Consider the following 822-nt stretch of genomic DNA (forward strand, 5'->3'; position numbering starts at 1 on the left):
AGATCTGGAAGCCCGGTAACGGGTGGAGGTGACTGGTACTAATAGGCCGAGGGCTTGTCCTCAGTTGCTCGCGTCCACTGTGTTGGTTCTGAAACAACGAACAGTTGTGTCGGCTGAACAGCGTCACTACTTAATTGAAGAGTGTGCTTGTTCGCTGCCCTGTTTGAGACCCGGCAGATCTTGATCCGCTGGGTATTTCATAGGGTTTCGGTGGTCATAGCGTGAGGGAAACGCCCGGTTACATTCCGAACCCGGAAGCTAAGCCTCAAAGCGCCGATGGTACTGCAGGGGGGACCCTGTGGGAGAGTAGGACGCCGCCGAACAATCTTTGGAGGACCCCTGGTCCCAGCGTTCACGCTGGGACCAGGGGTCCTTTTGTTTTTGCCGAAGCGCGCCGGCACCCATGCTGCGCAAGAATGACTGCGGTACCGAAGACTAGGAGTCACCGATGTCCACCAACTCTCCCGACGAGCGTCCGGAGCGCGAGCAGCGCCGCCGGGACGGTGGTGACCGGGGCGGATACCGCGGGGCTCCGCGTCGCGACAACGACCGTGGCGGCTTCCGCCGTGACGACCGCCGCGATGACAACCGTGGCGGTGGCTACCGGGGTCGCGACGACCGCCGGGACGATCGCCGTGACGGCGACCGGGATCGTGGCGGGCGGCCGCCGTTCCGTCGTGACGACCGGTCCGGCGGGCCGCGTCGTGACGACCGTGACCGTGGTGGCTTCCGTCGCGACGACCGGCGCGATGGTGACCGTCCCGCTTTCCGGCGTGACGACCGGCGTGACGACCGCCGTGATGACCGTCGCGACAACCGACG

General features: G+C 64.7%; 1 rRNA gene and 1 pseudogene. One reads left to right on the forward strand and one right to left on the reverse strand.

The features are described 5' to 3' along the window. The first annotated feature begins 206 nt into the window (after positions 1-206). Positions 207-323 (forward strand): 5S ribosomal RNA (gene rrf, locus AB0B50_RS07050). A 119-nt stretch (positions 324-442) separates the two neighbouring features. Here rrf and AB0B50_RS07055 read toward each other — a convergent pair. Further along, positions 443-822, reverse strand: a pseudogene (locus AB0B50_RS07055) (hypothetical protein); the annotation flags it as partial.

It is taken from the genome of Streptomyces sp. NPDC041068 (genome assembly GCF_040647455.1).
Classification (GTDB): Bacteria; Actinomycetota; Actinomycetes; order Streptomycetales; family Streptomycetaceae; genus Streptomyces.